This window comes from Steroidobacter sp., assembly GCF_016790065.1.
In the GTDB taxonomy this organism is placed as follows: Bacteria; Pseudomonadota; Gammaproteobacteria; order Steroidobacterales; family Steroidobacteraceae; genus Steroidobacter.
This window is the reverse complement of the sequence record NZ_JAEUPY010000239.1, coordinates 1-23282: the sequence shown is the minus strand read 5'-3', so window position 1 is coordinate 23282 and position 23282 is coordinate 1. Positions and strand designations below refer to the sequence as shown.

General features: G+C 61.8%; 21 protein-coding genes and 1 pseudogene. 13 read left to right on the top strand and 9 right to left on the bottom strand.

Annotation, left to right across the window (positions count from 1 at the left end):
- A partial coding sequence (gene ligA / locus JNL55_RS10350) for an NAD-dependent DNA ligase LigA (RefSeq protein WP_293852712.1) occupies window positions 1-1012 on the top strand: 1012 nt, incomplete at its 5' end.
- Between the two features lie 130 nt (window positions 1013-1142).
- Here the strand turns inward: ligA and JNL55_RS10345 are convergent.
- From JNL55_RS10345 to JNL55_RS10335, 3 genes are read right to left on the bottom strand one after another with little or no spacing between them, the layout of a single operon-like run.
- The gene (locus JNL55_RS10345) at window positions 1143-1964 is read right to left on the bottom strand and encodes a peptidylprolyl isomerase (RefSeq protein ID WP_293852710.1); all 822 of its coding nucleotides are present in this window, start codon (window positions 1962-1964) and stop codon (window positions 1143-1145) included.
- Window positions 1965-2012: 48 nt separating this feature from the next.
- Window positions 2013-2285, bottom strand: a complete 273-nt coding sequence (locus tag JNL55_RS10340) for a BolA family protein (RefSeq protein ID WP_415923052.1) — start codon at window positions 2283-2285, stop codon at window positions 2013-2015.
- A 5-nt stretch (window positions 2286-2290) separates the two neighbouring features.
- The gene (locus JNL55_RS10335; RefSeq protein WP_293852706.1) at window positions 2291-2851 is read right to left on the bottom strand and encodes a septation protein A; all 561 of its coding nucleotides are present in this window, start codon (window positions 2849-2851) and stop codon (window positions 2291-2293) included.
- Between the two features lie 66 nt (window positions 2852-2917).
- On the opposite strand from JNL55_RS10335, the gene JNL55_RS10330 reads away from it, so the two are divergent.
- From JNL55_RS10330 to JNL55_RS10310, 5 genes and pseudogenes are all read left to right on the top strand, one after another.
- The gene (locus JNL55_RS10330; RefSeq protein WP_293852704.1) at window positions 2918-3541 is read left to right on the top strand and encodes an L-threonylcarbamoyladenylate synthase; all 624 of its coding nucleotides are present in this window, start codon (window positions 2918-2920) and stop codon (window positions 3539-3541) included.
- A gap of 138 nt (window positions 3542-3679) precedes the next feature.
- Window positions 3680-4897 carry a tryptophan--tRNA ligase gene (locus JNL55_RS10325; RefSeq protein WP_293852702.1) on the top strand — a complete coding sequence of 406 codons (1218 nt, stop codon included), beginning with the start codon at window positions 3680-3682 and terminating at the stop codon, window positions 4895-4897.
- Window positions 4898-4998: 101 nt separating this feature from the next.
- Window positions 4999-5763 (top strand): annotated as a pseudogene (locus tag JNL55_RS37420) (segregation and condensation protein A); the annotation flags it as partial.
- A 1670-nt stretch (window positions 5764-7433) separates the two neighbouring features.
- Complete coding sequence (gene scpB, locus JNL55_RS10315; protein WP_293852701.1) at window positions 7434-8528, top strand: SMC-Scp complex subunit ScpB; 1095 nt, start codon at window positions 7434-7436, stop codon at window positions 8526-8528.
- Window positions 8529-8667: 139 nt separating this feature from the next.
- Window positions 8668-9516: a S4 domain-containing protein gene (locus JNL55_RS10310; protein ID WP_293852699.1), complete on the top strand. Its 849-nt coding sequence runs from the start codon at window positions 8668-8670 to the stop codon at window positions 9514-9516.
- Window positions 9517-9535: 19 nt separating this feature from the next.
- On the opposite strand, the gene JNL55_RS10305 is transcribed toward JNL55_RS10310, so the two are convergent.
- On the bottom strand, window positions 9536-9955 hold the full coding sequence (locus JNL55_RS10305) for a VOC family protein (RefSeq protein WP_293852697.1): 420 nt from the start codon (window positions 9953-9955) through the stop codon (window positions 9536-9538).
- Window positions 9956-10087: 132 nt separating this feature from the next.
- Here JNL55_RS10305 and JNL55_RS10300 point away from each other — a divergent pair, with 132 nt between their 5' ends.
- Window positions 10088-10357 carry a hypothetical protein gene (locus JNL55_RS10300; protein ID WP_293852696.1) on the top strand — a complete coding sequence of 90 codons (270 nt, stop codon included), beginning with the start codon at window positions 10088-10090 and terminating at the stop codon, window positions 10355-10357.
- 9 nt (window positions 10358-10366) lie between these two features.
- Here the strand turns inward: JNL55_RS10300 and JNL55_RS10295 are convergent, their stop codons facing one another.
- From JNL55_RS10295 to JNL55_RS10275, 5 genes are read right to left on the bottom strand one after another with little or no spacing between them, the layout of a single operon-like run.
- The gene (locus tag JNL55_RS10295) at window positions 10367-11116 is read right to left on the bottom strand and encodes a YciK family oxidoreductase (protein WP_293852694.1); all 750 of its coding nucleotides are present in this window, start codon (window positions 11114-11116) and stop codon (window positions 10367-10369) included.
- 21 nt (window positions 11117-11137) lie between these two features.
- Window positions 11138-11977 (bottom strand): squalene/phytoene synthase family protein, encoded by an 840-nt coding sequence (locus JNL55_RS10290; protein ID WP_293852693.1) that lies wholly within the window; start codon window positions 11975-11977, stop codon window positions 11138-11140.
- Between the two features lie 10 nt (window positions 11978-11987).
- Complete coding sequence (locus tag JNL55_RS10285; RefSeq protein WP_293852691.1) at window positions 11988-13289, bottom strand: DNA recombination protein RmuC; 1302 nt, start codon at window positions 13287-13289, stop codon at window positions 11988-11990.
- 1 nt (window position 13290) lies between these two features.
- Complete coding sequence (gene ubiG, locus JNL55_RS10280; RefSeq protein ID WP_293852689.1) at window positions 13291-14001, bottom strand: bifunctional 2-polyprenyl-6-hydroxyphenol methylase/3-demethylubiquinol 3-O-methyltransferase UbiG; 711 nt, start codon at window positions 13999-14001, stop codon at window positions 13291-13293.
- Window positions 14002-14018: 17 nt separating this feature from the next.
- Window positions 14019-15308 carry an amidohydrolase family protein gene (locus JNL55_RS10275; RefSeq protein WP_293852687.1) on the bottom strand — a complete coding sequence of 430 codons (1290 nt, stop codon included), beginning with the start codon at window positions 15306-15308 and terminating at the stop codon, window positions 14019-14021.
- Between the two features lie 96 nt (window positions 15309-15404).
- On the opposite strand from JNL55_RS10275, the gene gyrA reads away from it, so the two are divergent.
- From gyrA to JNL55_RS10245, 6 genes are all read left to right on the top strand, one after another.
- Window positions 15405-18113 carry a DNA gyrase subunit A gene (gene gyrA / locus JNL55_RS10270; protein WP_293852685.1) on the top strand — a complete coding sequence of 903 codons (2709 nt, stop codon included), beginning with the start codon at window positions 15405-15407 and terminating at the stop codon, window positions 18111-18113.
- 26 nt (window positions 18114-18139) lie between these two features.
- Entirely contained in the window at window positions 18140-19219 is a 1080-nt protein-coding gene (serC, locus tag JNL55_RS10265; protein WP_293852683.1) for a 3-phosphoserine/phosphohydroxythreonine transaminase, read from the top strand.
- A 57-nt stretch (window positions 19220-19276) separates the two neighbouring features.
- Window positions 19277-20443, top strand: a complete 1167-nt coding sequence (locus tag JNL55_RS10260) for a phosphoglycerate dehydrogenase (RefSeq protein WP_293852681.1) — start codon at window positions 19277-19279, stop codon at window positions 20441-20443.
- Window positions 20444-20498: 55 nt separating this feature from the next.
- Window positions 20499-21713, top strand: coding sequence for a prephenate dehydratase (gene pheA / locus JNL55_RS10255; protein ID WP_293852680.1), 1215 nt, complete (start codon window positions 20499-20501; stop codon window positions 21711-21713).
- Window positions 21714-21785: 72 nt separating this feature from the next.
- Window positions 21786-23105 (top strand): 3-phosphoshikimate 1-carboxyvinyltransferase, encoded by a 1320-nt coding sequence (aroA, locus tag JNL55_RS10250; protein WP_293852678.1) that lies wholly within the window; start codon window positions 21786-21788, stop codon window positions 23103-23105.
- A partial coding sequence (locus tag JNL55_RS10245; RefSeq protein ID WP_415923051.1) for a (d)CMP kinase occupies window positions 23086-23282 on the top strand: 197 nt, incomplete at its 3' end. The genes aroA and JNL55_RS10245, both read left to right, overlap by 20 nt.

The following is a 23282-nucleotide window of genomic DNA, read 5'->3' as shown; positions in this document are numbered from 1 at the left end:
GCTGACGCCGGTCGCGCGCCTCGAGCCCATCTTTGTCGGCGGCGTAACCGTGAGTAACGCCACGCTTCACAACATGGACGAGGTGCAACGTAAGGACGTGCAGATCGGCGACACGGTGGTGATCCGTCGCGCCGGCGATGTGATTCCTGAAGTCGTCAAAGTCGTTGTGGAACGTCGCCCGAAGAATGCGCGGCCGGTCGAGCTGCCCAAGCAATGTCCGATCTGCGGCTCGGCCGTAGAACGCGAGGAGGGCGAAGCCGTCGCCCGCTGCACCGGCAGCTTGTCGTGCGCCGCTCAGCTCAAAGGCGCGCTGCTGCACTTCGCTGGTCGCCGAGCAATGGATGTCGACGGGCTCGGCGAGAAGATCGTCGATCAGTTGATCGAGGGCGAGAAGTCGTTGGTGAAGAGCCCAGCCGATCTTTATAAGTTGACCGTCGAACAGTTCGCCGACCTGGAACGACTCGGCGAAAAGTCGGCCAAGAACCTGGTCGACGCGTTGGAGAAGAGCAAGAAGACCACGCTGTCTCGGTTTCTTTATGCGCTCGGCATTCGAGATGTGGGCGAAGCGACTGCCGCCGCGCTTGCGAACCACTTCGGTTCCATCGAGGCGCTGCAGGATGCCACTGAAGAGAGCATCCAAGAGGTGCCCGACGTTGGCCCTGTGGTCGCGGCGCACGCTTACACGTTCTTCCAGCAGCCTCACAATCGCGAAGTGATTCAAGCGCTGCGAGATAGCGGCGTGAATTGGCCCGCTCAAAAAGCCCGCGCGGCCCCGACCGAAGGCCCGCTAACGGGCAAGACCTTCGTACTCACCGGAACGCTCGAGAGCATGAGCCGAGACGACGCCGGCGATCGCATCACTGCGCTCGGCGGGAAGGTGACTGGCAGCGTGTCCAAGAAGACGAGCTACGTCGTCGCCGGTTCAGAAGCCGGCTCGAAGCTCACCAAGGCGCAAGACTTGGGCGTCGAAATCCTGGACGAAGCCGCGTTCCTAAAGCTGCTAACCAACTAGCGCCCGTCCGAACATCGACTGCGCTCGGGCCGGGCATTCTTAGACGGTTTAGTTTGCCGCGTCGGCAGAGGCGGCGGTTGTCGGGGGAAGGCTCTCCCCCCGACAGCCGCCGCAAACCACCAACGCAAACTCAGATCTTCTTCTCAATCTTCGCGTTCTTGCGCAAGTCATCCAAATAAGTCTGCAGCTTCTTCCGCTGAACCAGCATCTTCACGCGGTCCTTCACATCTTCAAACGCAGGCGGCGCAGTAACGCGCGACTCTTCAAGCTTGATGATGTGCCAGCCGAATTGACTCTGCACCGGCGCATCCGTCATCTGCCCAGGCTGCAGAGCGGCCACAGCGTCGGAGAACGGTTTGACCATGGTCTCAAGCGTGAACCAACCCAGATCGCCGCCGTTCTTCCCAGAAGGATCCTTGGAGTTCTTCTCCGCGGCTTTGGCAAAATCCCCACCAGCCTTGAGCTGCTTGGTAATAGCGTCAGCCTTAGCCTGATCGTCAACCAGAATGTGCCGCGCGTGATACTCCTTAGGCATCTGCGAAACCTGTGCGTCGTACTCCGGGCGCAGCTCTTCATCAGTGACCGGATTCTTTTCCAACCACTGCTGCAAGCCAGAGTCGACCAGCACATTCAAGCGCGCCAGCGCCAACTGATCCTGCACCTTGGCCTCTTTATCGACGCCTTCTTTGGCAGCTGCCTCAGCCGCCAGCTGCATGCTGATGAACTGATCCAGCAGCTGCGTCTTCTCTTCGGCGGAAACAGTCCGCTTCGACTGACGCTCTACGGTCTCGACGTACAAGTCGAACTGCGACTTGGTGATGTTCTTGCCGTTGACCACAGCGACCGGCGGGCCCGCATCCGCTTTCTTGGCACCGGGAGCATCGGCCGCCTTGCCGCAGCCGGCCAGCAGAGTGAGGGGCAGCAGCAGGCCCACGAGAAGATGACGGTTCATGAGAGTCCTCAGAATCCTTGGGGGTTTGAGTAATATCGAAGTTATTCGTTAGCGCGCTTCGTCCGGTGTCAGCGCGACGATGCTCAAAGCGTGGATATCGGTTTGCATCAGCTCGCCCAGCGAGCGATAGACCAATTGATGGCGTTGAATAGTGCGCAGCCCGGCGAAGTCCGCCGAAACCACCCGCACGCGGAAATGTCCTCTGCCGTCTCGCGCGCCCGCATGGCCGGCGTGCAAATGACTGTCGTCGATCAGCTCGACCTGCTCGGTGTGCAGCTGCTGGCGCAGCTCGCCGACGATGCGGTCGGCTCGGGAGGCCACTGCGCTCACGGCGCTTTACCCGACGACGGCGCGTCCTCAGGCGGCATCTTGGAAGACAACCAGACCGCCTGGGCGAGGGCGAACACCACCGTCAGCCCCAGCATGCCGAACAACTTGAAGTTGACCCAGAAGTCTTCCGAGAAGTTGTAGGCGACGTACAAATTGATGGCGCCGAGCGCGGTGAAAAAGCCGATCCAGGCCCAGTTCAGCGTTTGCCACAGCGAGCGTTCCAGCTGCACGTTCTCGCCCATCATGCGTTCGATCAGCGGCTTGTCACCGAAGAACCGGCTGGCCAGGAACGCCGCCGCGAACAGCCAGTTGACCACCGTGACCTTCCATTGGATAAAAACCTTGTCATGAATCAGCAAGGTCAGGCCGCCGAAAATCAATACCAGCCCCCCGGAGATCAGCGCCATCTGGCTGACCTTGCGATGACGGAACCATTGCCAGGCGGTCTGCGCTATGACCGCGACGATGATGACTCCGGTCGCCACGAACATGTTGCCCGTGACCTTGTAGGTGAGAAAAAACGCGATGACCGGCAGGAAATCGAACAGCAGCTGCATGCTTCAGGACGGACCTTGCCGGTGCGAATTGCCCGGCGGATTTGACAGGGCCGCTATCATACCGGGATGACTAGCCGCTATTTGGAGATTCACCCGCAGGATCCGCAGCTCCGCCTGATTCGCCAGGCGGTCGAGATCATTCGCGAGGGAGGGGTGGTCGTTTACCCGACCGACTCCTGTTATGCGTTGGGTTGCCACATCGGCGACAAGACGGCGATGGAGCGCATCTCACGGATCCGCGAGACCGATCGACACCACCACTTCACCCTGGTGTGCAGCGACCTGTCCGAGATCGCCAACTACGCGCGCGTCAGTAACACCCAGTACCGCACGCTCAAGGCGTTTACCCCGGGCCCGTACACGTTCATTTTGCAGGCGACCAAGGAAACGCCGCGGCGGCTACAGAACGAGAAGCGCAAGACCATCGGCATCCGGGTGCCCGATCATCCGGTGCCCATGGCCATTCTGGACGAGCTCGGCGAGCCCATCATGAGCTCGACCTTGGTGTTGCCCGGCGATGAGCATCCGCTGACCGACCCGCGGGAAATTCAGGAGCGGCTGTTCCACTTCGTCGACGCCGTGATCGACAGCGGCAACTGCGGTCTGGAGCCCAGCAGCGTCATCGATCTGGCCGGTGCAGCGCCGGTGATCGTGCGTCGGGGCAAGGGCCCGGTGACGGCGTTCGAATGACTGCGGATCGAGCTATGGTTCGACGCTATCAAGAGTGGCTGTCAAGCTGCGTATAATGCGGCCAGCTGCGCAAGCTGCTGATTTCCCGAATTAACAACACTCGCTAACGCCTTGATTTTTAGGGCCTGAGGCCAAGCATTGAGCGCCACTCCTGCAACCAACCGACGGGTCCTGTCCGGCATGCGCCCGACGGGTGCCCTGCATCTCGGCAACTATCATGGCGCGCTCAAGAACTGGGTGGAGCTGCAGTACCAGTATGAGTGCTACTTTTTCGTCGCCGATATCCATGCGCTGACCACGGGTTACGAAGACACTTCAAAGCTGGAAAGCAATGTCTGGGAAGTGGTGATCGATTGGCTGGCCGCTGGCTTGAATCCGGCGTCCTCGACCATGTTCATTCAGTCGCGCGTGCCCGAGCACTCGGAGCTGCACCTGTTGTTGTCGATGATCACGCCGCTCGGCTGGCTGGAGCGCGTGCCGACTTATAAGGACCAGCAGGAACAGCTGAAGGACAAGGACCTGGCGACCTACGGCTTCCTGGGCTATCCGTTGCTCCAGAGCGCCGACATCCTGCTGTACAAGACCGCCTTCGTGCCGGTGGGCGAAGACCAGATCGCGCACGTCGAGATCACCCGCGAAGTCGCGCGTCGCTTCAACCACATTTACGGTCGCGAAGCCGACTTCGAAGCCAAGGTGGAAAAGGCACTCAAGGCGCTCGGCAGTCGCAACAGCACTCGCTACAACGAGTTGCGCCGTCTTTATCAGGAGAAGGGCGATGCCGAAGCCATTGCCAAGGCGCACTCGCTGTTGGAAGGCACCGCGCGCTTGACGCTGGCGGATCGCGAACGGCTCATCGGTTACCTCGAAGGCACCGGCCGCAGCTACCTGGTCGAGCCCGAAGTGCTGCTCACGACCACGCCGAAGGTGCCCGGCCTCGATGGCCGCAAGATGTCCAAGTCTTACGGCAACACCATCGGCCTGCGCGAAGATCCGGACGCGGTCGCCAAGAAGCTCAAAGTCATGATGACCGATCCCGCTCGGCAGCGGCGCACCGATCCGGGCGATCCGGACAAGTGCCCGGTGTGGGATCTGCACAAGATTTATTCGACACCCGAGACGCAGTCCTGGGCGGCGCAGGGCTGTCGTTCAGCCGGCATCGGTTGCATCGACTGCAAGAAACCGGTGATCGACGCGGTGGTTCACGAGCTGCGGACCATCCGCGCGCGTGCACAGGAATTCGAAGAGAATCGCGACCTGGTCCGCGGCATCATCGCCGAGGGCAATGAGAAGGCGCGCGATGTGGCCCGCCAGACACTCGATGAGGTGCACCAGGCGATGGGGATGAACTACCGGTGAGCAAGGCCAAGTCGAAGCCCGAACTGAAGCTGGTGGAAGACACCGGCTCGCAGCTGGAAGCGGAGGACTTTGCCGCCGAGCTGCCGCCTCAGCAGAGCGAGATGCCTTTCGCCGTGGTCGAAGGCGAACCGGTCACCGAGCTGCCGCGCGATTTGTATATTCCGCCGGACGCGTTGCAGGTGTTCCTGGAAGCGTTCGAAGGTCCGTTGGATCTGTTGCTGTATCTGATCCGTAAACAGAATCTGGACATCCTGGACATCCCGATTGCCGAGATCACTCGTCAGTACATGAAGTACATCGAAGTGATGGCGGATTTGCAGTTGGAGTTGGCGGGCGAATATTTGCTGATGGCCGCCATGCTGGCGGAGATCAAGTCGCGGATGCTGTTGCCCCGGCCGCCGGCCGCCGAAGGTCAGGACGAAGACGATCCGCGCGCCGAACTCGTGCGTCGCTTGCAGGAATACGAGCGCTTCAAGAAGGCCGCCGAGGATTTGGATCATCTGACGCGCTTGGATCGCGACACGATGCCTGCGTCCGCCGAGCTGGAAGAGCGTCAGGTGCTGACGCGGCTGCCTGACGTCACGCTCAAGGAAATGCTGGATGCGTTCCGCGATGTGTTGTCGCGGGCCGAGAAGTTCGCGCATCACCACATCTCTCGCGAGCGCTTGTCGCAGCGGGAACGCATGACGGAGATCTTGGATCGTCTGCAGACGGTGGCGTTCTTCGAGTTCACCCAGCTGTTCCGGCCTGAGGAAGGTCGCATGGGCGTCACGGTGACGTTCATCGCCATCCTGGAGCTGATGAAGGAAGGGTTGATCGAGATCGTACAGGCTGAGGCTTATGCGCCGATTCACGTGCGCACGGCTCAGCGTCACTTGAAGGTGGTGCAGGGTGGCGCTGCTTCCGAGACTGCCGACGCTGAAAACGTCGCCGCGCTGGCGCAGCCTGAGTTGGCGGGTGAGAACGATATTCCCGATGAGTTCGAGGATGAGCCCAAGGCGGATCCGGCTGCTACCGCGGTAGAAGCTGCTGTTGCTGACGTCGCTGCGGCTTCGTCGATTGCAGCGGATAGCTTCGAGTCGGATGGCGAAGTGGCTGATTCCGGGTTTGTCGACGCTGCTGTTTCGGAGGCTGTCGCCTCGACTTCGACTGCTGTTGATGTCGTTGCGGATGAGGTTGCTGTTTCAGGTGAGCTGGTCGTTATCGACGAGCCCGTCGACGCTTCGCTTGATGCAGTGGTCGACGCTATCGCCGCTCAGGCGCCGCTCGATGTGACTGCTGTCGAGGATCCTCTCGCGGCTGTGTCTGCGGCGGACCACTTCGGTGGGGTTCAGGCTGACGAGACCACTCTCGAAGATGTCCCTGCCGACGCTCACTTCGTCGATGAATCTGCCGTCGAATCTGTCGCTGCCGTCCACGCTCATGTCGTGGAAGAGCATGTCATCGAAGAGCACGAAGTCGAGGAACACATCGTTCCCGAACACGTCGTCGAAGAGCACGTCATTCCGGCACCCGTTCCGTTGGTGGAGGAGAGCGTTGCTCAGGTTGAGCCTGTCGTCGAACAGAGCTTCGCTCAGAGCGAGCAACTTGTAGAGCAGAGCTTTGCTCCGACTGAGCCTGTCGTCGAACTGAGCTTTGCTCAGGCTGAGTCTGTTGTCACAGAGAACTTTGGCCAGCCCGACCCGGTCGCTGACGAGAACGTCGCTCCGGCCGAGCCGGCGATTGAGCAGAACCTCGCTGACGCCGAGCCAGCTGTCGCAGAGAGCTTCATCGAAGCGGAGCCTGTGATCGAAGACGACCTCGCTCTGGCGGAGTCGGCCGTCGATCAGAACTTTAGTGACGCTGAGCCGGTTGTTGCTGAGAGCTTCGCCGAGGCAGAGCCTGTGATCGAGGACAACCTCGCTCCGGCCGAGCCGGTGATTGAGCAGAACCTCGCTGATGCTGAGCCAGCTGTCGCAGAGAGCTTCATCGAAGCGGAGCCTGTGATCGAAGACAACCTTGCTCCGGCCGAGCCGGTGATCGAGCAGAACTTCGCTGATGCCGAGCTGGCCGCCGAGGAGATCGCAGCTCCGATCGAGACGGTCGACACTGTCGATGAACTGTCTTCGCTTGCCGAGCCGGTTACAGCTGTCGATGACTCCGTCGCGTTGTCTGAGACGGTCGAAGTCGTTACTGCCGAGCCTATCGAGCAGATCGTAGCGGCTGATGTCTCTGCGGAATCGATTGAGCAAGTCTCGACGACTGCTGAGTTTGCAGACGCAGCGGCGGCGCCAGCCGAGACGGTCGACATCGTCGACGAGGCGATCGAGCCAGTGACAGACGACACGGCGAACATCGCTGACGACGCCGTCGAATCTGACGACTTAACAACCACGGACGTAGTAGCTGAGGATGCGGCCGGTGTCGACACGGCGGAAACCGCCGAGCAGGGCGAGAGCGCCGAGCTCGGCGAGCAAGCTAATGAGCTGTCCGTCGACGACGACAGTGTGACCGGGTCCTCCAGCGAGGCCGACAATTCGGACGCGGAACCATCGAGATGAACGAACACGATCTCAAGCACATCATCGAAGCAACCTTGCTGGCGGCCGGTAAGCCGGTCACCACCCAGCAATTGCTGGATTTATTCGATGAGCGCGAGCGCCCGACGGACGAGTTGTTTACGACCGCCATCGGCATGCTCATCGTCGATTACGAAACTCGCGGCATCGAGCTGCTCGAAGTGGCCAGCGGCTGGCGCATTCAAGTGCGGCAGCGGACCGCGGAAGTGGTCTCGCGCCTGTGGCAGGAGCGGCCGACGAAGTATTCGCGCGCCTTCCTGGAAACCTTGGCACTGATCGCCTACCGCCAGCCCATCACCCGCAGCGAGATCGAAGAAATCCGCGGCGTGTCGATCAGCTCGACCATCATGCGCACCCTGCAGGAGCGCAACTGGATTCGCACTGTCGGTCACCGCGAAGTCCCGGGTCGTCCGGAACTGCTCGGCACCACGCGAGACTTCCTGGACTACTTCGGACTGAAGAGCCTGGACCAGTTGCCGACCCTGGCGGAGTTGAAGGATCTCGACACCATCGGCGTGCAGCTCGAGTTGCCGGCCGATCAGGCGCCCGCGCCGGAAGAGGGTGCCGAAGGCGAAGCTGGCGCAACGGCTGAAGGCGCATCGGAAGAAACCGTGGCGAGCGGCGAAGCCGCGCAGGGCGAAGTCGCGGCGACCGAAGCGAATGCGACCGACGCCGACGCGACCGCCGCCGATGCAGATGCGACCGAAGAAGGCGACGCAGGCTCTGAGGAAGAGTCGGGCGGCGACGCCGAGGGTCAGATCGTGGCCCAAGCCAGTGACGACTCGGGCGATGATTCCGACGAAGACTCGGACGACGACTCCGACGACGATTCGGAGGACGACGATGTCGATGATGCTGACGACAGCGACGACGAAGACGACACCGATGACTCGGACGCTGACGACGAGGATGAGGACGACGACGACGACGACTTCGAAGACGAAGACGAAGACGAAGACGACTTCGAGGATGACGACGAAGACGACAGCGATGAGGAGGAGGACGACGAAGACGAGGAGTTGTCCGCCGCTGACGCCAATGACGACGTCAAGTTGTCTGCGGACCGCGAGTAAGCTGCATCTCCGAAGGCGGCCGTCCCAAATGACCGCCTGATCGATCGAATCCGAGCGGCGCAGCCGCTCGACCCACCAGCACCGTCCTGAGTTTCATCGCTCAGGACGCTAAGCCGCTTCGAACTGACCCAACTCCTAGATGTCCGAACGCCTTCATAAACTTCTGGCCCAGCACGGTCTCGGCTCGCGTCGCGAGATCGAGAAATGGATATTGGAAGGCCGCGTGCGCCTGAACAATCAGCCGGCGCAAACCGGCGATCGCTACAACCCGGGCGATCGGGTCAGCATCGACGGCAAGGACGTGAGCTCGCGCCTGCAATTCTTCGCCGCGCCCAAGGTCATCCTGTACCACAAGCCGCAAGGCCAACCGATCACTGCCACAGCCACGGATGAAGACGGCGAAGTGGCCGGAAAATCCGTCATGGAATCGTTGCCGTCGCTGCGTGGTTCGCGCTGGCTGATGGTGAACACCATGCAAGCCGGCGACAGCGGACTGATGTTATTGACCAGCGACGGTCGCTTGGCCGACGCGCTTCGCCGCCGTGCCGAGACCACACCGGCGGCTTACGTTGCACGCGTGCTGGTCCCGTTCGCCGAATTCGATGTCGAATCCATTCCTCGCGTCGTGCAATACGACGAAGAGACTGTCGAGTTCGAGAAAATCGAGCCGGCGGGCGGCGAGGGCACCAATCGTTGGTTCCGTGTCGAATCGCATCGCGCTCATCGGCGCGCGGCGGTACGAGCTTTGTTTGAAAGCCGCGGTTTGAAAGTGAGCCGCGTGATGCAAGTGCAGTTCGGCGATTTCGAGTTGCCGCGAGATCTGCCTCGCAACAAGCATCGAGAATTGACGGAAAATGAAGTCGAAGCGTTGTATGCAAGCGTCGAACTGGCGCTGCCGACGCCGCCGGCCAAGCCCGAATCCACGCGTCCGCAGCGGCCAGCGCGCCGTCCGGCGCCGGATCGGCGCAAAAAGCCGAAACGGCGCTGACAGCGCGAGCCGAATACGATTACTTCGGCTGGTTCATGGACCACATGACGCCGAACGGATCGCGCACCTGGCCGTAGCGCGCACCCCAGAACATATCCTGTAACGGCAGCACGATCTCCGCGCCGGCATCGACCGCACGCTGCCACCAGGTATCGATGTCCTTGACCTGCAAGGTCAAGTTGAAGCCCTGCGGCTTCTCAGCACCGCAGCCATGTTCGGGATAGCCGTCGCTCAACATCAGCGACGAGCCGTTGATGTACAAATGAATGTGCATGGTGCGGCCCTGCTCATCCACCGGATAGCGAAAAGCTTCCTTGGCGCCGAAGGCCTTGATGTAGAAGTCGGCCGCCTTGCTGGCGCCGTCGAGGGTCAGGTAGGCGACCACGCCGCCCAGCACTTCGGGGTTGGGATATTGGGTTTCGGTTTGCACAGCGCTCATCTCCTTAGCTCCTCTTAATCGGGAAATTGTGTCGTTCTGGCCAAGGACGCGCCAGCCGGCAGCCGCCCGACATCCTGCCCAAAGAATTTTCCGAGCGGTCGCGCTATGGTCGCGACCACTGGAGGACGGCATATGGATGCAGATCTGGATTCGCTCAGCCGCGAGCAATTGCTGGCTGAGGTCAAGAAACTACGGGCCGCGATTCGCGAGCATCGCGACAGCAGCGGTCACGACTTGTGCTGGCATCATCCGCAGTTGTGGAGTTTGCTGCCGGAGCCCATGGATCCGGCGATTGCGGTGCCGCCGTGGCCCAAATTCCTACGCGGCTGTGTGCGCTATCGCGAGTCGCTGGACAAGCAGCGACCCGACGCGGCTGTTCATGACAAAGAATTCGGCGAGTAACCCGATGCTTTATTGAGCGTTGACAGTCTGGCCGTGTACGCCGCGGCTGTCCGGGCCGAGCAAATAAAGATACGCCGCCACGATGCTGTCGGCTTCGCGCAGCTTGGTGCGATCTTCGGCCGGATAGGCTTGCAGGCGCATGTTGGTCTTCACCGCGCCCGGGTTGATGCTGTTGACGCGCATCGCCGGCTGATTCTCCAGCTCCTGCGCCAACAGATGCATCAGTCCGTCGCTGGCCCACTTCGACACCAGGTACGAACCCCAGAACGCGCGCGGATTCGGAACGACGCCGCTCGACGTAAACAGAATCACCGGATCCGAAGACTTCTTCAGCAGCGGGAAACAGCTGCGCGTCAGAATGAACGGCGCGTTGACGTTGACGTGCATGGTGCGCAGCCACTTCGCCACGTCGTGATGTTCGATGGGCGAGCGCTCGCCGAGCATCGATGCGTTGTGGAGCAAGCCGTCGAGCCGGCCGAACTCTTGATCGAGCGCGGCGGTGAGCTTGTCGTATTCGTCCGCGCCGGCCTTCTCGAAGTCCAGCGGCAGGATGGAAGGTCGCGGGCCGCCGGCAGCGACGATGGTGTCGTACACCGCTTCGAGCTTGCGAACGCTGCGACCATGCAACACCACTTGTGCACCGTGAGCGGCGGCTGCAATCGCCACTGCTTTACCGATGCCGTCGCTCGCGCCGGTGATGAGGATGACGCGATCTTTGAGCGCGTCTTTGGAAGGTTGATAGCTGCGAGGGTCAGTCATGAGAGGTCTTCTAATAAATGGCTAGGCTTTGCGCGCGGCACGCCACGCGGTCCAGGGCTTTTGCAGCGGACTGAGATCGATACGCTCGGTGGCCACATCGTAGTGGCGAGCGGCGATATGGTCGAGCAACTTGCGGTGTAAGGCGGCGAGCACGAACACCGGCCGCAAATGTTCCGTCTGTGGCCCACGCTTGGGCAGGTCCAACTCGGGGCGAGCGGTGTCACGAACCGAGCGCAGCACTTCTTTGAGTTTGGGGTCCACTTCGCGAGCACGTAAATGATCGGTCTTGAGTTCGTGCTTATCGAGCAGGTCCAGCGGCAAATAAACATTGCCGTCGTACGCATCCTGACGCAGGTCGCGGATCACTTCGGCCATTCGAATGCCGACGCCGAGTTTGTTCGCCGTGGCTCGCGTCGTTTCATCGAGCGTGCCGGGAGCGGCAAGTGCTGACGCAATCAATTCTTGAATGGCGCCGCCACTGCGCGAGCAGTACGCACGAAACTCTTGCTGATTCGAGAACGTCATCCGCGCCAGATCCATGTCGGCGGCGGCAAGCATTTCGTGCAGCTTGTTGAATACGGCGCGGTCCTCGAAGGTCGCGCGTTCGAGCAGCAAGCGAGTGGCTGGGTGCTGAGGATTGCCATTGATCAGCCGATCGGTCTCGGCGCGCCACCAGGTCAAGCGAGTGTGGGCCACGTCGTGACTGGCACTCTTGGCTGACTCACGAATCTCGCTCTCGATCACATACAACGCCAGCACCGCCTCGCGACGGGCTTCGGGCGCGTACAGCAACGAGAAATAACGCAGCGAGCCGGGTGGGGCAGTGCGGTTGATCAGCGCGTCGTCGATAACGGAGGACATGTCGCGTCGTTCAGTTGGGCTGCTCGCCGGAGCCGGCAAGTTTGCGGTCGCCGTTCTCGACCGGTTCGCGAGTCAGTTTGTCGACCGGCTCCAAGGTTTCCAGCTCGCGATCCGGGCGCACGCCCAGCTCGGTGAACTTGCGAGCGCCGGGCAACACCTGACGCTCCAGCGAACCGACGGCCGCGTTGAAATTATCGACGCTGTTCCCGAGATTGCGGCCGAGCTTGCCCAAGTGCGTGGTGAACACGGCCAGTCGCTTGTACAAATCTTCGGCGAGCGTGCGAATGGTCTCGGCATTCTGCGCCAGCGACATCTGACGCCAACCGTACGCCACTGCTTTGAGCAGCGCGACGAAGCTGGTCGGCGTGGCAATGATCACATCCTGGCGAATGGCCTCTTCCAGCAAGTTGGGTTGCTCGGCCAAAGCCGCCGACAGGAACTGATCGCCGGGAATGAATAAGATGACGAAGTCGGGGCTGCGCTCGAACTGCGCCCAGTAGCTCTTGGCGCCGAGTTGGCGCACACGCTCGCCGATGGCGTTGGCATGCCGGCGCAACGCGACCGCGCGCAGCTCATCGGTCGCTGCATCGACAGCTTCGAGATACGCATCGAGCGGGGTCTTCACGTCGACCACCAGATCGCGGCCGTCAGGCATGTGTACGATCATGTCGGGACGCAGGTTGCCGTCCTCGACGCGTACGTGCACTTGTTCTTTGAAGTCGCAGTGTTCGACCATGCCGGCCAGCTCGGCCAACCGACGCAACGTCAGTTCGCCCCATTGGCCACGCACTTCAGGACGACGCAGCGCGTTCACCAGTGTGCGCGTTTCCTTTTGCAGTGCTTGCTGACCGAGTGCCACCGATTCCAGCGACTGCTTCAAGCTGCCGAACGTTTCGGCGCGATCCTTTTCGATGCGCTGGATCTGCTGTTCGGTTTTGCCGAGCGCCTCGCGAATCGGAGTGAGCATGGTCTCGATGGCTTTCTCGCGCTCGCTGAGCGCAGAGACGGCGCTTTGCTGATGCTGAGTCAGGTGCTCACGCGCCAACTGCAAGAACACCTCGCTGTTGGAACGCAATGACGAGCTGGCCAAGCTATCGAACTGAGTCTTGAGCCGATCCATCGAGCGTTCGAGCGCCGCCTGACGCTCGCTCTCTAACTGTTCCTCGCCCTTGACCTGCGCCTTCAACACCGCGATTTCGACGTGCAGCGTTTGCGACCGCTGGCGCGAGCGCAACCCGCTAATCAAAGCGCCGAGCAGCGCGCCCAGGGCGAGCGCAGCCAATACCAACAACCAAAGCGAAGTGCCGACCAATTCAGGAATCTCTTTGCAAATGCATCATGTAGTTGACGCTTACGTCGCTGCTGCGACGGGCGCTGTGTTGAAGCGGGTCATACGCCAGACCGGCGATGTCTACCACCTTCAGTCCGGCCGCGCGCGCCCAGCGGCTCAGCTCGGAAGGCTTGATGAAGCGTTCATAAGTGTGAGTGCCGCGGGGCAGGAGGTTCAGCACGTACTCGGCGCCGACCACTGCTAATAAGTAGGCCTTCAAGTTGCGATTGAGCGTCGACACGAATACATCGCCGCCCGGACGCACCAGATCGTGGAGCGCGCGCAGTACGCTCTCCGGCTCGGGTACGTGCTCGAGCATTTCCATGCAAGTGACGACGTCGTAGGCACCTGGTGAATGCGCCGCGTGCGTCTCGGCTGCCTCGCGCAGGTAGCGAATCGTCACCTGACTCTCCAGTGCATGCAGCTCTGCGACCTCGATAGTCTGCGGCGCGAGATCGATGCCAGTGACTTGAGCGCCGCGCTTGGCCATGGCTTCGCTGAGAATGCCGCCGCCGCAACCCACGTCGAGCACTCGCTTGCCGCGCAGTGAGGCACCGGCGTCGATGTAGTCGAGTCGCACCGGATTCAGAACGTGCAGCGGACGAAACTCGCCGCGCGGATCCCACCAGCGCTGCGCGATGTCGTCGAAGCGGGCGATCTCGGCCGGGTCGTGATTGGATGCGGTAGCGTTCATGACAGTTCTATACGGCGCTATTCGGACGTCAATGCCGCGGCGATCCGAACGCGCCACAGCTCGGCACGATTCAACACGGCATTCTTATCAAGATGAGTCAGCTCGCGATCGCGCAGGAGCAAGCGACCGGCGACCCAAACATCGCTGACTTGCTCGCGCGACGCGGCAAACACGATTTGAGTCACCGGGTCGTAGCTGGGCTGAGTATTGGGATGCGCCAGGTCGATGCAACAGAGGTCGGCCCATTTTCCCGGCAGCAGCGAACCGATGGAGTCCGCCAGTCCGAGCGCGCGTGCGCCGTTGAGAGTCGCGGTTTGCAGCCAGGCGTGCGCATCGACCGGGCTAGCGGTGGGGAACATGCTGTTGGCGATCAGGGCCGCGGTGCGCAGCTCGGCCAGCAGATCGTTGTTACTGACGCCGCCGCTGCCCAAAGCCACATTGACCGAGCGGTCTTTGAACAAAGGCACGGGACACAGGCCGCTGCCCAGCCTGAGGTTGGATTGCGGGCAATGAATCACGCTGGCGCCGGCGGCGGCGACCAAATCCACGTCGGCGGAATCCAGTTTGACCATATGCACGGCCGCCAGCAGCGGCGACAACAGGCCGAGCTGTTGCAAGCGTTCCAACGCCGGCGCGCTGCTGCGGCTTTCGTTGACGTGCATGCAGATCGGCACTTCCAACTCGTCGGCCAGCCGGCGGACGCGCTCCAGCGTTTCGTCGCTGAGCGACGACGGCTCGAGCGGCGCCAGCACCGTGGTGATCAAGGGATCGTCGCGATACTCGTCCCGTAATTGCAGGCCCTTGGCCAGGCATTCGTCGGCGGAGCCGGCCCACACCGACGGCGCATCGTGGATGGGCAAGCCGACGCAGACTCGCATGCGCGCCTGGGCCGCGGTCTGTGCGACCACTTCTGGAAAAAGATGCTGGTCGGCAAAACATGTCGTGCCGCTGCTCAACGCCGCGGCGATGGCCAACTCGGTGCCTTCGCGCACATATTCAGCATCCACCCAGCGCTGCTGTAATTGTCGGAGGGTATGGGCCCAGTGCTCGAACGAGCTGCTGGCGACGGCTCCGTGCAACAGGCTGCTGGCTGCGTGAGTGTGCGCGTTCACCAAGCCGGGCAGCAGTACGTGGTTGGGCCGCTCGATCTCTTCCTGGGCAGAAAAGCGCTGTTTTGCCTGCGCCGTGGGCAGCAGGGCCAGGATGCGGCCCTGATGAATCGCCAGCGAGTGCGCTTCCAGGACTACGCCTGCCGGTTCGATCGGAACGATCCAGCGGGCCGAGAGCAGCGTGTCGATAGGTGCCATTTGGGCGCGCAGTATAGCGGTCAAGTATTCGTCGCGGATGACCTGTTTTAGACGCGCGATGTGATAAGATTCGGCACTTCTTTCGACGAGCTCCGCATGGCTGTAATCGCGCGCGAAATTCTGCACGTCAACCTCGAAGACGAGATGCGTCAGTCGTATCTCGACTATGCGATGAGCGTCATCGTCGGGCGCGCTCTGCCCGACGTGCGCGACGGCTTGAAGCCGGTTCATCGCCGCATCCTGTTCGCGATGCATGAGAGCAATAACGTCTACTCCCGCCCGTATGTGAAGTGCGCGCGCGTGGTCGGTGACGTGCTCGGTAAATATCACCCGCACGGCGACACGTCGGCTTACGACGCGCTGGTGCGCATGGCGCAGAACTTCTCGATGCGCTATCAGCTGGTCGACGGCCAGGGCAACTTCGGCTCGGTGGACGGCGATCCGCCGGCGGCCTATCGCTATACCGAGTGCCGCATGACCTCGCTGGCGAGCGAACTGCTCGCCGATATCGACCGCGAAACCGTGGATTTCGTCGACAACTACGACGGCAAGGAAAAAGAGCCGGTCGTATTGCCGACGCGCGTGCCCAACTTGCTGGTCAACGGTTCGGCCGGTATCGCGGTCGGCATGGCCACCAACATTCCGCCGCACAACCTGGGCGAAGTGGTCACGGCCTGTATCGCGCTGATCGACGATCCGAACATCACCATCGCCAACCTGATGCAGATCATTCCGGGGCCGGATTTTCCGACCGCCGGCATCATCAATGGCGCCGCCGAGATCGCTTCGGCCTATCTGACCGGTCGTGGCCGCGTGTACATCCGTGCTCGCACCGAGATCGAGGAAGACGAAAAGGGCCGTCAGGCCATCATCATCACCGAGCTGCCGTTCCAGGTGAACAAAGCCCGGCTGCTCGAGCGCATTGCCGAGCTGGTGCGCGAAAAGATCGTTGAAGGCATCGCTTCCGATGGCTTGCGCGACGAGTCCGACAAGGACGGCATGCGCGTGGTCATCGAGCTCAAGCGCGGCGAAGTCGCGGATGTGGTGCTCAACAAGCTGTTCAAGCACACGCCGATGGAAACCGTGTTCGGCATGAACATGGTGGCCTTGCAGGATGGCCAGCCCAAGCTGTTCAACCTCAAGGAGATGCTCGAAGCGTTCGTGCGTCACCGTCGCGAAGTGGTCACCCGTCGCACGGTGTTCGACCTGCGCAAGGCGCGTGAGCGTGCCCACATTTTGGAAGGTCAGGCAGTGGCGCTGGCCAATATCGATGAAGTCATCGCGGTCATCAAAGCGTCGCCGACGCCGGCTGAAGCCAAGATCGCGTTGATGGGCCGAGTGTGGGGCTCGGGCGCGGTGCCGGCCATGTTGGAGCGCGCGGGCGATATCGTTTCTCGACCCGATGGCTTGTCGATCGAGTTCGGCTTGGTCGAAGCCGGTTATCGTCTGTCGGACGCGCAGGCCCAGGCCATCCTGGACATGCGTTTGAATCGGCTCACTGGCCTGGAGCAGGACAAGATCATTGCCGAGTTCCAGGAACTGCTGGCGGTGATTGCCGATCTGAGCGACATCCTGGCTCGTCCCGAGCGCCTGTTGCAGGTGATTCGCACCGAGCTGGAAGACATCAAGGCCAAGTACGCCGATCCGCGTCGTACCCAGATCAATTTCGATCATTCCGATCTGACCTTGGAAGATCTGATCGAACAGCAGGACGTGGTGGTGACGCTGTCGCATGGCGGTTATGCCAAGTCGCAGCCGGTCACTGACTATCAAGCGCAGCGTCGCGGCGGTCGCGGCAAGTCTGCGACGGCGATGAAGGACGAAGACTTCGTCGACAAGCTGTTCGTCGCCAATACTCATGACACGCTGTTGTGCTTCTCCAGCACCGGCAAGATGTATTGGTTGAAGGTGTATCAGCTGCCGCAGGCGAGCCGGGGTTCGCGCGGCAAGCCCATCGTCAATCTGTTGCCGTTGCAGGAAGGCGAGCGCATCAACGCGGTGCTGCCGATCCACGAGTTCGAAGAGAACAAGTTCGTATTCATGGTGACCGCGGCCGGCACCGTGAAAAAGACGTCGCTGGAAGCGTTCTCGCGGCCGCGCCAGGCCGGCATCATCGCCATCGAATTGGAAGCAGGCGATCGCTTGGTCGGCGTCGACATCACCGACGGTACCAAGCAAATCATCCTGTGCTCGAGCGGCGGCAAAGCCATCCGCTTCGACGAAAACGACGTGCGCCCGATGGGTCGTACGGCGGCCGGCGTGCGCGGCATTCGCTTGCCCGAATCGACACCGGCGACCGATGGCGCCGCTGTCGAGGGTGCTGCCGAAGGTACCGCCGACGTTGCTACGGGGCAGGCCAAGGAAGAGGTCATTTCGCTCATCATCGTCGACGAGCAGGGCATGGTGCTGACCGCGTCCGAGAATGGTTACGGCAAACGCACCGCCATCGAAGACTTCCCGAGCCATGGCCGCGGCGGTCAGGGCGTGATTGCGTTGCAAATCAGCGAACGCAATGGTCGGATGGTCGGCGCGCTGCTGGTCAAGCCGGAAGACGAGATCATGCTGATCAGCTCGGGCGGCACCTTGGTGCGCACCCAGGTCAATGAAATCTCGGTGCAAGGTCGAAACACTCAAGGCGTGCGCCTGATTCGGGTCGATGAAGGCGATCGGCTGGTCGGCCTGGAGCGCATCGTGACCGAAGGCGCCGGCGAAGGTGCCGAGGGTGCCGACGGTGAGAGCAGCGAAGGCGGCGAAAGCACGGAAGGCGGCGAGGGCGATGGCGGCGGCGCACCCCCCACCGAATAATTAAACCCAAGGAAGCGGATTCGAACATGCGCGTCTACAACTTTTCCCCTGGCCCCGCAGTACTGCCACAGGAAGTGCTGGAACAGGCGCGCCAGGAAATGCTCGACTGGCATGGCACCGGCATGTCGGTCATGGAAATGAGCCATCGGGGCAAGGCATTCATTGCCATCGCGGATCAGGCTGAGGCCGATCTGCGCGAGCTGTTGTCGATCCCGAAGAACTACAAGGTGCTGTTCCTGCAAGGCGGCGCGTTCGGTCAGTTCGCCGCTGTGCCCATGAATCTGTCGCAGCCGGGCAGCGTCGTGGATTACGTGAACACCGGCGCCTGGGGCAAGAAGGCCATCAGCGAGGCCAAGCCATACGCGAAGGTGAATGTTGCCGCCGATGCCGGTGAGCCATACACCTCGATCCCACTGTTATCGAACTGGCAGGTGAGCGACAACGCCGCTTATCTGCACTACACGCCCAACGAAACCATCGGCGGCGTCGAGTTTCATTTCGTGCCGGAGCTGAAGAGCGGCACGCCCTTGGTGGCCGACATGAGTTCGACCATCCTGTCGCGGCCCATCGATGTTGCCAAGTTCGGCCTGATCTACGGGGGTGCACAGAAGAACATCGGCCCCGCCGGCCTGACGCTGGTGATAGTGCGCGAAGACCTGCTCGGTCACGCGCGTCCGGGCACGCCGTCGTTCATGGACTACACCGCCATGGCGAAAGAAGGCTCCATGCTCAACACGCCACCGACCTTCGCCTGGTATCTGGCGGGTCTGGTGTTTCAGTGGCTGAAGCGGCAGGGCGGCCTGAAGGCCATCGGCGAGATCAATCGTCGCAAGGCAGAGTTGTTGTACTCGGCCATCGACACTTCTTCGTTCTATAAGAATCCGGTGGCGCACGATGCGCGCTCGTGGATGAACATTCCATTCACGCTCGCGCGTGCGGAGCTGGACAAGACGTTCATCGCCGAGGCCAAGGACGCCGGACTGGTGACGTTGGAAGGCCACCGCTCGGTCGGTGGTATGCGTGCCAGCATTTACAACGCCATGCCGCTGGCTGGCGTAGAAGCACTCGTCAGCTTCATGAAGGAATTCGAGCGCAAGCACGCGTGATCTAGTTATCTCGATTTGGCTCTGATGATGTTCGAGGCCGGAGGGATGGTCGCGCCTATGTTCAGAGTTCTTACGCTTAACAACATCTCGGTGCGCGGCCTGGAGCGGCTGACGCGAGAGCGTTACGAGGTCGCCTCGGCAATCACCGATCCGGACGCCGTGCTGGTCCGCTCAGCGGACATGCACGCGGTCGATATTCCCTCCAGTGTCATCGCGGTCGGCCGTGCCGGCGCCGGCACCAACAACATCCCTGTCTCTCGGTTGTCTGCACTGGGCGTGCCGGTGTTCAACGCACCGGGCGCGAATGCTAACGCGGTGAAAGAGCTGGTGATCGCGGGAATGTTTCTGGCGGCAAGAAACATCTGTCAGGCCTGGGACTACGCTCGCAACCTCAAAGGTAGCGACGAAGAACTCGATGTCGCGGTCGAGCAGGGCAAGAAAAAATTCGTCGGTTATGAATTACCGAGTCGCACCTTGGGTGTGATCGGTCTCGGCGCCGTCGGTGTGGAAGTCGCCAACGCTGCGCATTTGCTCGGCGTGCGTGTGCTCGGTTTCGACCCGCAAATTACCGTCCAGCGCGCCTGGCAGCTGTCATCGGGAGTGGAGCAGGCGTTGTCGCTCGACGACTTGTTCTCTCGTTGCGACATGGTGACGGTACATGTGCCGTTGCTGGAAGCCACGCGCGGCTTCGTCAACTCGGCCCGGCTGCGATTGTTGAAACCGAACGGTGTGATTCTGAACTTCTCGCGGGCCGGCATCGTCGATGAGCCGGCGGTGCTGGAAGCGCTCGATGGCGGCCGGCTGGGCGCTTACATCTGCGACTTCCCGACCAATCTGCTCAAGGCGCATCCCAAGGTCGTGGCGTTGCCGCATCTGGGCGCGTCCACCGGCGAGGCCGAGGAGAATTGCGCCATCATGGTCGCGGACACGCTCCGGGATTTCCTGGAGAACGGCAACATTCGGCATTCGGTCAATTTCCCCGAGGCGGTACTGGCGCGGACCGCCAATTCCACCCGGCTGTCCATTGCCAATGAAAACGTCCCCAACATGGTCGGCCAGATCTCCACGGCGCTGGCGCAGGCCAAGCTCAATATCGCCGACTTGCTGAATAAATCGCGCGGCGGCCTGGCGTACACGCTGATCGACGTCGATGGCGGCGTGCCCGAACCAGTGCTGGGCCAGCTACGTAAAATCGAGGGTGTACTGAACGTGCGTGCGTTGTGACGGCTTAGGCTGGCAAAATGACGGGCTGAAGGTCCCATAGCAGTCACGTCATACAATGAAGCGCATCCCCAAGGCCCCGTCGCAGGACAAGCCCGGCAAGTCCAAGGCCACCGATAAGGCGACCCGCAAGGCCGCCCAGCCAGCTAAGGCGGCGCCAAAATCCGAGCAGGCACGCGCTGGCGGTAACGTCGCGCTCAGCTCGATTCGCGAGCGCATCGACGACATCGACCTGCGCATTCACGACCTGCTGAACGAGCGCGCGCGCTGTGCACAGGAAGTGGGCGAGTCCAAGCGTGGCCAAGGGCTGAGCACGGCGGATTTCTATAAGCCCGAGCGCGAGGCCCAGGTGCTCCGCCAGGCCATCGAACGTAACAATGGGCCGCTGCGCAACGAAGAAATCGTGCGCCTGTTTCGCGAAATCATGTCCGCCTGTCTGGCGCAGCAGGAGCCGCTGAAGATCGCGTTCCTCGGGCCCGAAGGCACCTTCTCGCAGCAGGCGGTGTTGAAACACTTCGGTCATTCGGTGCGCGCGTTGCCGCTGCCGGCCATCAGCGAAGTATTCGAAGAAGTGCAGGCCGGCCATGCCGACTTCGGCGTGGTGCCCATCGAGAATTCCACCGAAGGCACGGTCAATCACACGCTCGACATGTTCCTGAACTCGCCGCTGAAAATTTGCGGTGAGATCGAGCTGCGCATCCGCCAGCATCTGATGGGCAAGATGAAAGGGCTGCAAAAAATTTCGCGAGTCTGTTCGCATCCGCAATCGCTGGCGCAATGTCGTCAATGGTTGGACGAACATCTGCCCAACATCGAACGCGTGCCCGTCAGCAGCAATGCCGAAGCGGCGCGACGCGCGCGAGACGAAGAGGGCACCGCTGCGATTGCCGGCGAGGCGGCCGCGGAAGTTTATGGATTGAGCGTGATCGTGCCGGAAATCGAGGACACCGCCGACAACACCACGCGCTTCCTGGTGATCGGTCGCAAGTTGTTCAGCGCCAGCGGTCTGGACAAGACCACTTTGCTGGTGTCGGCCGGCGACACGCAATCGCCCGGCGCGTTGCATCGGCTGTTGCAACCGCTGGCCGCCAACAACATCACCATGACCCGCATCGAGTCCCGGCCGTCGCGCAAGCGCAAGTGGGATTATGTGTTTTTCATCGACGTGGTCGGCCATGCCGAACAGCCGCCGTTGCTGACGGCGCTGGACCAATTGAAACAAGCGTCGACTTTGTTCCGCGTGCTGGGCTCGTACCCGGCCGCGGTGCTGTAAGCGTCGAATCGGCGTATGCTGGGCGCCCTGAGGCCCGGCAACGCGCTTGGCCCATACCCCCGTAAGAATTAGATGTCGCACTACATAGTCGAGCCCGTTTCAGGCGTCTCCGGCGCAGTCCGTGTGCCGGGCGATAAGTCCATTTCGCATCGTTCCCTCATGCTCGGCAGCGTGGCTGACGGCGTCACCGAGGTGAGCGGCTTTTTGGAAAGCGAAGATTGCTTGTCGACCATGAAGGCCATGCGTGCCCTGGGTGTGCGCATCGATCAGATCGGTCCGCAGGCAGTACGCGTGCATGGTGTCGGCCTGCGTGGACTGAAGCCGGCCAACCATGCCCTGGATATGGGCAATTCCGGGACGGCCATGCGGCTCATGACCGGACTGTTGTCCGGCCAGGCGTTCGATAGCGAATTGATCGGCGATTCGTCGCTGATGAAACGTCCGATGGAACGCGCGGCCAAACCGCTGCGTGAGATGGGCGCGCGCATCGATACGCTCGACGGCAAGCCGCCGGTGAAAATCACAGGCGGCAGCCCGCTCAAAGGGATTCGTTATGACTTGCCGGTGGCCAGTGCGCAGGTGAAATCTGCAGTGCTGCTCGCCGGTTTGTATGCAAACACTCCGACCACGGTCATCGAGCCTGCGATCACGCGCGATCATACCGAGCGCATGTTGCTCAGCTTCGGCTGTCAGGTCGACGCAGCCCACGGCGAAGTGGCGCTGACGCCGCCGACTCAGCTCAAAGCCTGCACGTTAGAAGTGCCGGGCGATTTTTCTTCGGCGGCCTTCTTCATGGTCGCGGGCTCGATCAATCCCAAACAGGACGCGGTGCTGACCATCACCGGCGTCGGCGTCAATCCGACGCGCACCGGCTTGCTGGATATTCTGGCGTTGATGGGCGCGGATCTGCGCGTAGTGAATCATCGCTCGGCCGGCGCCGAGCCGGTGGCCGACATCGAAGTGCGTCCGGCGCAGCTCAAGGGCATTCATGTGCCCGAGCCGCTGGTGCCGTTGTCCATCGACGAGTTCCCGGTGTTGTTCGTGGCTGCGGCCTGCGCCCAGGGTGAAACCATCGTCACCGGCGCCGAAGAGTTGCGTGTCAAAGAAAGCGATCGGATCGCTGTGATGGCCGAGGGCTTGAAGGCCATGGGCGTGACCTGCGAAGTGCTGCCCGACGGGATTCGCATCCAGGGCAAGCCGGACGGCAAGGTGTTCTCCGGCGGTACGGTCGACAGCCACGGCGATCACCGGATCGCCATGTCGTTCTCGGTGGCCAGCCTGCGCGCCGCCGCGCCGATCAAGATTCTGGATGTGGCCAATGTGGCCACCTCGTTCCCCGACTTCCCGGGCGTCGCTGCCTCTGCCGGATTGAATGTCTCGGTCCGTGAATAGCGCGCCTCCCGTCTTAACCATCGACGGGCCGAGCGGCTCGGGCAAGGGCACCATCGCGCGGCGGGTGGCCGATCAGCTGGGCTGGCACCTGCTCGATAGCGGTGCGCTGTACCGGTTGGTGGCCTACGCCGGCCTGCGCAAAGGCCTGGCGCCGGACGATCAGCCCGGACATGAACG

Excerpts from the sequence above, each read along its gene's own strand:
- gyrA (WP_293852685.1), top strand. The coding sequence starts at position 15,405 with ATGGCTGTAATCGCGCGCGAAATTCTGCACGTCAACCTCGAAGACGAG.
- JNL55_RS10305 (WP_293852697.1), bottom strand. The coding sequence starts at position 9,955 with ATGAGCGCTGTGCAAACCGAAACCCAATATCCCAACCCCGAAGTGCTG.
- aroA (WP_293852678.1), top strand. The coding sequence starts at position 21,786 with ATGTCGCACTACATAGTCGAGCCCGTTTCAGGCGTCTCCGGCGCAGTC.
- JNL55_RS10330 (WP_293852704.1), top strand. The coding sequence starts at position 2,918 with ATGACTAGCCGCTATTTGGAGATTCACCCGCAGGATCCGCAGCTCCGC.
- pheA (WP_293852680.1), top strand. The coding sequence starts at position 20,499 with ATGAAGCGCATCCCCAAGGCCCCGTCGCAGGACAAGCCCGGCAAGTCC.
- JNL55_RS10275 (WP_293852687.1), bottom strand. The coding sequence starts at position 15,308 with ATGGCACCTATCGACACGCTGCTCTCGGCCCGCTGGATCGTTCCGATC.
- scpB (WP_293852701.1), top strand. The coding sequence starts at position 7,434 with ATGAACGAACACGATCTCAAGCACATCATCGAAGCAACCTTGCTGGCG.
- serC (WP_293852683.1), top strand. The coding sequence starts at position 18,140 with ATGCGCGTCTACAACTTTTCCCCTGGCCCCGCAGTACTGCCACAGGAA.
- JNL55_RS10310 (WP_293852699.1), top strand. The coding sequence starts at position 8,668 with ATGTCCGAACGCCTTCATAAACTTCTGGCCCAGCACGGTCTCGGCTCG.
- JNL55_RS10345 (WP_293852710.1), bottom strand. The coding sequence starts at position 1,964 with ATGAACCGTCATCTTCTCGTGGGCCTGCTGCTGCCCCTCACTCTGCTG.
- JNL55_RS10335 (WP_293852706.1), bottom strand. The coding sequence starts at position 2,851 with ATGCAGCTGCTGTTCGATTTCCTGCCGGTCATCGCGTTTTTTCTCACC.
- JNL55_RS10295 (WP_293852694.1), bottom strand. The coding sequence starts at position 11,116 with ATGACTGACCCTCGCAGCTATCAACCTTCCAAAGACGCGCTCAAAGAT.
- JNL55_RS10290 (WP_293852693.1), bottom strand. The coding sequence starts at position 11,977 with ATGTCCTCCGTTATCGACGACGCGCTGATCAACCGCACTGCCCCACCC.
- JNL55_RS10300 (WP_293852696.1), top strand. The coding sequence starts at position 10,088 with ATGGATGCAGATCTGGATTCGCTCAGCCGCGAGCAATTGCTGGCTGAG.
- ubiG (WP_293852689.1), bottom strand. The coding sequence starts at position 14,001 with ATGAACGCTACCGCATCCAATCACGACCCGGCCGAGATCGCCCGCTTC.
- JNL55_RS10260 (WP_293852681.1), top strand. The coding sequence starts at position 19,277 with ATGTTCAGAGTTCTTACGCTTAACAACATCTCGGTGCGCGGCCTGGAG.